6 protein-coding genes and 1 tRNA gene are annotated in these 6,906 nt (G+C 48.2%); 2 read left to right on the forward strand and 5 right to left on the reverse strand.

Annotation, left to right across the window (positions count from 1 at the left end; all coding sequences use genetic code 11):
* On the reverse strand, positions 1-333 hold the full coding sequence (saoD, locus tag AB1552_11535) for a DsrE-related protein SaoD (protein MEW6054399.1): 333 nt from the start codon (positions 331-333) through the stop codon (positions 1-3).
* A 341-nt stretch (positions 334-674) separates the two neighbouring features.
* Between saoD and arsS the strand changes: the two genes are divergently transcribed.
* On the forward strand, positions 675-2,672 hold the full coding sequence (gene arsS, locus AB1552_11540; GenBank protein MEW6054400.1) for an arsenosugar biosynthesis radical SAM (seleno)protein ArsS: 1,998 nt from the start codon (positions 675-677) through the stop codon (positions 2,670-2,672).
* Positions 2,673-2,749: 77 nt separating this feature from the next.
* Here arsS and AB1552_11545 read toward each other — a convergent pair whose 3' ends face one another.
* The 3 genes from AB1552_11545 to AB1552_11555 form a co-directional block, all read right to left on the reverse strand.
* Complete coding sequence (locus AB1552_11545; protein MEW6054401.1) at positions 2,750-4,063, reverse strand: Ni/Fe hydrogenase subunit alpha; 1,314 nt, start codon at positions 4,061-4,063, stop codon at positions 2,750-2,752.
* 1 nt (position 4,064) lies between these two features.
* Positions 4,065-4,913 (reverse strand): hypothetical protein, encoded by an 849-nt coding sequence (locus AB1552_11550; protein MEW6054402.1) that lies wholly within the window; start codon positions 4,911-4,913, stop codon positions 4,065-4,067.
* Positions 4,914-5,009: 96 nt separating this feature from the next.
* Positions 5,010-5,432 (reverse strand): DUF488 domain-containing protein, encoded by a 423-nt coding sequence (locus tag AB1552_11555; protein ID MEW6054403.1) that lies wholly within the window; start codon positions 5,430-5,432, stop codon positions 5,010-5,012.
* 257 nt (positions 5,433-5,689) lie between these two features.
* On the opposite strand from AB1552_11555, the gene AB1552_11560 reads away from it, so the two are divergent.
* Positions 5,690-5,764 (forward strand) — tRNA-Val (locus AB1552_11560).
* 298 nt (positions 5,765-6,062) lie between these two features.
* On the opposite strand, the gene AB1552_11565 is transcribed toward AB1552_11560, so the two are convergent.
* Positions 6,063-6,749, reverse strand: a complete 687-nt coding sequence (locus AB1552_11565) for a DUF4931 domain-containing protein (protein ID MEW6054404.1) — start codon at positions 6,747-6,749, stop codon at positions 6,063-6,065.
* Between the last annotated feature and the right edge of the window lie 157 nt (positions 6,750-6,906).

The raw sequence follows: 6,906 nt of genomic DNA on the forward strand, positions 1-6,906 counted from the left end.
TTACAGAGTGATTGCCTGATCAATCCCCACCTCGCCAAGCGCTTTATAAAGGTCAGGGAAGCAGCCGATCATGGCTCCTTCCACAAGATCGCCGTCAATCTTTCGCTCAATTGCGCACCGGTCACATCCCATGAGCAGCATGCCGGTAGACTTTGCGATTTTCGAAAGGCGTTCACCCACGTCATTCCCCCTCACAAGAAGAAATGTATTATCAACGAAAAAAAACATGCCGACTACCTCCGCAGCGTGTTCACCCTTTTCCATCTGAGGAATGATCATGTTGCTGAGGATATAATGGGCGAGGTTTGTTGAAAATATATAGGCGACTTTCATCAAAAACTCCTTTTTATTATTTCTGCTTTTTTATAATGTAACGTTCACAAGTGACCAATATCCAATTCTTAATTTCTATGAATTGCAGACGATCCATAATACCCGTCAATATTTTTGCGGCATTTGAACCCCGGCTGCATGTTCCTTCCTCGTTGTTGTTGTTTCCGGAAAAAGGGGCGGCCGAAAGAATGCTTCCCTACTATCTCATCAGGAACATCACACCTCCGGAAATCAGATTATATAGAAACTTTCTATGGGAGAATCATGAATTATTGAACCGGCGTATTTGACAATCAAAAAGTATGTTCCTGATAATACAGGAAATATACACAGGGGGAATAATGGCTGTTTTATGGGCTGACAGCAAACTCAGCAAGTCAGGGCTTCAGACCATCCAGATCAATCTCGGGAACAGGTGCAACCAGAACTGTTCCCATTGCCATGTCGGGGCCTCACCAAGCGGCAAGAAGAATATGGATGAATCTGTTGCAGGAAAAATTCTCTCGAAGCTCTCCGATTCTGATATAGCCCGCAGTGATATTGAATTCACAGGAGGGGCTCCGGAACTGAACCCGAACCTCGAATTGTTTCTCACCGAACTCGGAAGGCTCGGCCGACACACCGTGGTGAGAACAAATCTCACGATACTTGATGCTCCGGAATATGCTTTCTACATTGATTTGTACAGGCGTTGCGGGGTAAAGGTTATTGCGTCACTGCCGAGCTGTTTCAAGGATATCACTGACCATCAGAGAGGCAAAGAGGTTTTCGACAGAAGCATCAGGGTACTCCGGAAACTGAATGCGGCTGGATACGGGACCGACGAACTGAGCCTGAGCCTCGTATATAATCCCCAGGGCACATATCTGCCCCCTTCTCAGGAAGAACTTGAAAGGGACTACAAAAAACTCCTGAAGGAAATGTACGGCATCACCTTCAACCGGCTAATCACCATTACGAATACCCCCGTGGGCGGGTTCAAGAGATACCTCCTGAACCAGGACAAATTCGATGATTACATGAACATGCTGGTGAATAATTTCAATCCGGCAACTCTGGACAACATCATGTGCAGACGCCTGCTTTCCGTAGATTATCAGGGACATATATACGACTGCGATTTTAATCTCGCCCTCGGGATAAGGGTTAAAGAGTATGAAAAGAAGAAATTCTGGGATATAGATTTCAGCGACTTCAATCCCGAGATAACATGTGCGGAGCATTGTTATGCGTGCACCGTAAACCGGGGCAGCAGTTGTCACGGAGCGCTGATAAAGGAAGAGGAAGGGTTTGATGTGAAAGGGACTGTGGAACGGTACTATGGTTCTGAATTGAAAAGCACTGCAGACCTGAAGACCGGCGCATGCTGTACGGCAGACTCGCTTCCCGCGCATGTGAAGGAAGTGCTTCCCTACATCGCGGAAGAAATCAGGGAACGGTACTATGGCTGCGGTTCTCCTGTCCCGCCTGTGCTCAACGGGTTGAAAGTCCTTGACATCGGGTGCGGTACCGGACGGGACTGCTACGTCTTTTCGAAGCTGGTAGGAGAGGAAGGAAGTGTTCATGGAATCGACATGACCGCGAGTCAGATAGAAGTCGCCATGAGGTATCAGAACGAACAGGCAGCGAGATTCGGCTACAAGAATTCCAATGTGCACTTCATTCATGACTATATAGAAAACCTTGGAAAGCATTTCTCTGAAGGTTCCCTTGACCTGATCGTCTCAAACTGCGTGGTCAACCTCATCGAAGAAAAAGAAATGCTTATGCAACAGGTTTACAGGATTCTGAAATACGGCGGGGAATTCTACTTTTCGGATATCTATGCAGACAGGAGACTGCCTGAACGTCTGAGAAGGAATCCTGTGCTCTATGGTGAATGTTTGGGAGGCGCACTTTACTGGAAGGATTTCGAAAGGATTGCCCGAAAAGCGGGTTTCGTCGATCCCCGGGCAGTCTCAAAAAGAGTCGTCGCGATATCACACGAAGAAATAAAAACACTCACAGAAAATATCACTTTCTTTTCAATTACCTACAGGCTCTGGAAAATCAAGGGGCTTGAAGATGCGTGTGAGGACTACGGTCATGTCGCGATATACAGGGGAGGGATTCCGGAATCACCTTACAGGCTGGAACTCGACGCAGCCCATGTCTTCGAAAAGGACAAGCCTGAAAGAGTATGCGGCAACACTGCGCGCATGCTTTCCGAGACCAGGTTCTCTCGCTACACCGAGGTTATCGGCAGCTTTGTGCAGCACTTCGGGCTGTTCGAAAGTTGCGGCACTCAAAAAAGCCGGGAACAAGGAAGAGACAGCCAGGGCCAATCCTCATGCTGTTAAGCGGCAGGGACGCTGATGAGGGCATCATGATTGCCCCATGATGCGTATACCTGAAGCGGCCACAGACAGACAAAGGTTCAGTGGGTAGCACATGCGATGCAGGGATCAAACGCCCTCACGACCCTTCCCACTGCACGTTCGATTTCCATATCGATACGGTCAGAATCTATATATCGTTCTACAGAATTCCGCAAAGCCTGTTCTATTGCAATTATGTTGTGCACTGTAGGAAGAATGAATTTCGCCTCGGAAATGATTCCGTTTGTGATCCGATAGTGGTGGATCAGCGGACCGCGAGGGGCCTCAACAAGACCATAGCCTTCGCTATCCCTTGTCCTGTATCCAACCATGGTCTCATCATTATCAAGCGGCTGCCGGAGTATCTCGATTGCACGTTCCAGGGCATATATGAGTTCAATGCCGCGTGCTATGTCGAACAGGAGAATCGCATGTGCAGGTCTTTCAAATGATTCCCTGAACTGCTCAAGATATCTGTCGGCAAGGGGAGTCCCCATATAGTCAGCAAGATTAATCCGTGCAAGACTGTTGGCACGGAAAACCTTTCCCCCGTAACTCGATTTCTCCGAATAACTGTACTCGCTTTCCTCAAACTGTATGTGATTCAAGTACCCGCTCGCAGGAAATGTTGCAAGAATTCTTCCGTCTGGCCCCATTATCCTTATAGAATCACCCGTATAGTCAGGCCTGTACTCCGAGACTGCTGCGATATAGTGCGTTGGGGTATCGTCTCCCCAAGTCCCCAGCTGCTCCTTTAAGGCCACTGACTTTTCGATGTAATAGTCAAAGAGCTCACAGGCCATCGGAAGAGTTTTCATCAGTGTGCCATGCATTGTTTCTGCGAGTTTCTCCTCAATGCCACCGGTGACACCTCCAATGACTGCCTTCACCGGATGAATGAATTGCCCCCCTGCGGTATCGATCAGTTTCGTGCCGGCATTCCGGACCTGAAGAGCCCTGTGCGCCAGACTACTCAGTTGCTCTGCTGAGCCAGCTTCTCCGGCTGCCTCCAGGATGCTGGACAGACCGAGACGGTCGGGCATGGTGAAAAGGAAAAGTGAGGTGGCCTGATTTTGTATCATCTGTCCCAGCATCAGGAGCTCGCGAATGCTCAGGGCAAGCGGAGGGGGAATTACCCCAAAAGCCATTTCCAATGCCTTAACCGAAGCCAGATGGTGAGCAGTCGAACAGACCCCGCATATCCGGGGCACAATGACGACCATCTGCTCCGGCGCCACGCCTTTTACAAAATGTTCAAACCCCCGGTATTCTGTAGCTTTGAATCTTGCTGATACTACCCTGCCTGCGTGCACTTCAATGACAACCTGTGCATGTCCTTCAATACGGCTGACTGGAAAGACAATCTTCGGCATTCTACACAACCTTCTCTTTGGGCCTTGGCAGACGTCCTGTGTGCGCATAGTCAGAAAACTGAAAAAGAAAAAGGGAAAGCTGGGGTGAGCGGAGACCTTCTTCAATGGCATCATCAGGAATGTCTGTAAGTGCAACAAAGACTTTTTTGATACTCTCAAACCATGCATCAGAACCTTTCTCGATCAGGGCATTTGAGGGTCCACGGCATCCTACGCAGGGATGCCCGGCACGTGGACATGGCGCTCCGCAACCATTTCTGGTCGAGGTACCGATGCACAGGAACCCCTGTTTAATCAGACAGACTTCGGGTGAGACTTTTCCCTCCTGAAACCCGGTAATCTGAGCGGGGCGAATCTCCCGGATTTTCTTTCTTCTGCATTCCGCACAGACTGTGGTATTCGTGCGGATCTTTCCATTTTCAGAGAGTACCGAATGGAAAAGTTCCGGTGTCGGAGGACAACCGGGAAGGTAAAGGTCGACAGAAACATATTCATCAATCGGGTATGACCGGGGAAGAAGACGGGGAACATGATGGCGGGCTGACTGTGAAAAGAATAATTCACGCACATTGTCACGATTCCCGAGAGAGGCAATACCGCCTGATATTGCACACGTGCCAATAGCAACAACGTAGCCGGTTTTTCTGACCGCCCGGTGAAGATTATACACATCCTCATCAGTCCGGACGCCGCCGCTTATCAGCAGCCTGTCCGTGTCAGGCATATCATGAACCGAGATCACAAGCGGCATGTAGAGAAGCCTGTATTCATCTATCCAGGCCTGACTGTTCAGGAGTCCGACTTCACAGCCTGCGCAACCTGACAGCTGAAGAACCGCAAACGTCTTCATTGTGCAGATGCCATCCAGAGAAACAATTGAAGCATCATACGTTTACCCTGAGATACGTGGTACACTGCCTGTGCTCCGGGAAAAGACTCTCCCTTATCATTTCGGGACCCATACCTTCCCTTTATCAATAATATGATCGACTTCCCATCCCCTTCTCTGCATCTCCCGGGCGATCCATTTTCTGTGGCACTTCCATGGGAAATGTTCGGCGCAGACGATTACCGAGGTCTTTGCACGCGCGACGGATTCCAGCATATCGATTCCCCTGCTGAAATCATCCGTGATAACATACGCGGGATACCCGCCTTTTCTGAACCCGCCCAGTTCCTTCCCCAGAAAAACATATGCTATCCCTTCACGGCTGAGGATCTTTTCCAGGCTTTCCCTGGTGTAAATCTTCACGCTGCTCCTCGGAAGACTCCGCACGTCAATGAACGCCTGAATGCCGTAGGCGTGGAGGATTTCAACAAAATCTTCCTCGGATCGTCTGCCGGTGCCGAGTGTATATATTCTTTTCAATGGTTATTCCCCGCATTCCTCATACAGCATTTTTGTCGAACATGCGCATATTTTCCGGTCGGTTTGCAGGAATTGTCTCCAAGAAATTATACCACGCATAACCACCAATCCCCTGTGACTCAGTCAGTGCGGGCACCCTTATGAAGACCGGTCTTCAAAAAACAATCAAATTCAGTTAATATACTATGTATTTCCGGGAAGCTTTCGGAATGAATTTCTTATTCACTCGAAGTCTTTTCTCCGGTTTTTTGGCGTGTGGGCGATTAGCTCAGCGGGAGAGCGCTTCCTTCACACGGAAGAGGTCGCTGGTTCGAAACCAGCATCGCCTACCATATAATTCAATAACTTACCTCGATCTCCCATTCAGCTCAGCTCCCAAATTGTGCTAATCGTTTTTTCATTGAGAGTATTATCCAGAATACTTACTGCCTTGACCATGTAAGATGGTGCTCAATAACTGCACCTTAACAGCAGGGATAGCGACAATATTGATAGCCGTGGCGTCACAGAGTTTACAACTTTCGCTACTTGGTTTTTCAAGAGATCTTTCAGGAGAGTCCTTTAGTGATGACGGGTATTCAAGGAAAGTTATTTTCCAGGCTTCTCCGGGATGCCGCGTTAGCCATATTATTAAGTAGAGGGATATCTCAAGAACTCCGCATCCTCCTCCGGAATCGAAGGGTTAATGGTAATACCCGAACCGATTTCAAACCCTGCGCGCGTTAAGAGCCTAGGCAATATTTGCAGGTACCAGTGTAACTGGGGTTCCTTTGCCCGGTACCTTACTGATGTATTGATGACGTAGTTGTAGTCAGGGTCTTTGAGTTTTTCATAATATCTTTCGAATATATTTTTCATAATGCTAGTCAGATCTGTTTTTTCTGTGTCTGAGATGTCCCCGAAATCTGCTTTATGTACTTTGGGCATAATCCAGACTTCGAAAGGGACTTCTGCCGCATATGGGACAAAGGCAACAAATGAGTCATTGTCGGATATAATGCGCTGAACATGATTCAGTTCATATGCAAGCATATCACAGAAAATGCACCTTCCCCATTCATCAAAATAATGTTGGGCTTCCTCTTCGCGCCATCGTATGTGACGGGGCACCATTCCGGTTGCAATGATTTGTGAGTGGGGATGCATAAGCGAAGTCCCCGCACGGAGTCCGTGATTTCTGAATATGATAATCATCATGTTTTCATTTCTTTTCATGAGATCGACATATCGTTTGTGATAGGTCTCGATAACAAAGCCAATCTCACCGGCTGACATTTTACCCAACTGTTTATCGTGCAGAGGCGTCTCGATTACCACCTCATGGGTCCGTATCCCTGCATCGCTAACTAGTTTCTGTTGCGGAAGGCCATATTCCAGCTACCATTCCGCGGTATTTCTTTGATCAACATTCCTTTTTGCCTTTGTCCGACCGTCCAGCTCGATCATTTTTCGAATTTGGCCATACTTCTACTCT

Source organism: Nitrospirota bacterium, assembly GCA_040754395.1.
Classification (GTDB): domain Bacteria; phylum Nitrospirota; class Thermodesulfovibrionia; order Thermodesulfovibrionales; family SM23-35; genus JBFMCL01.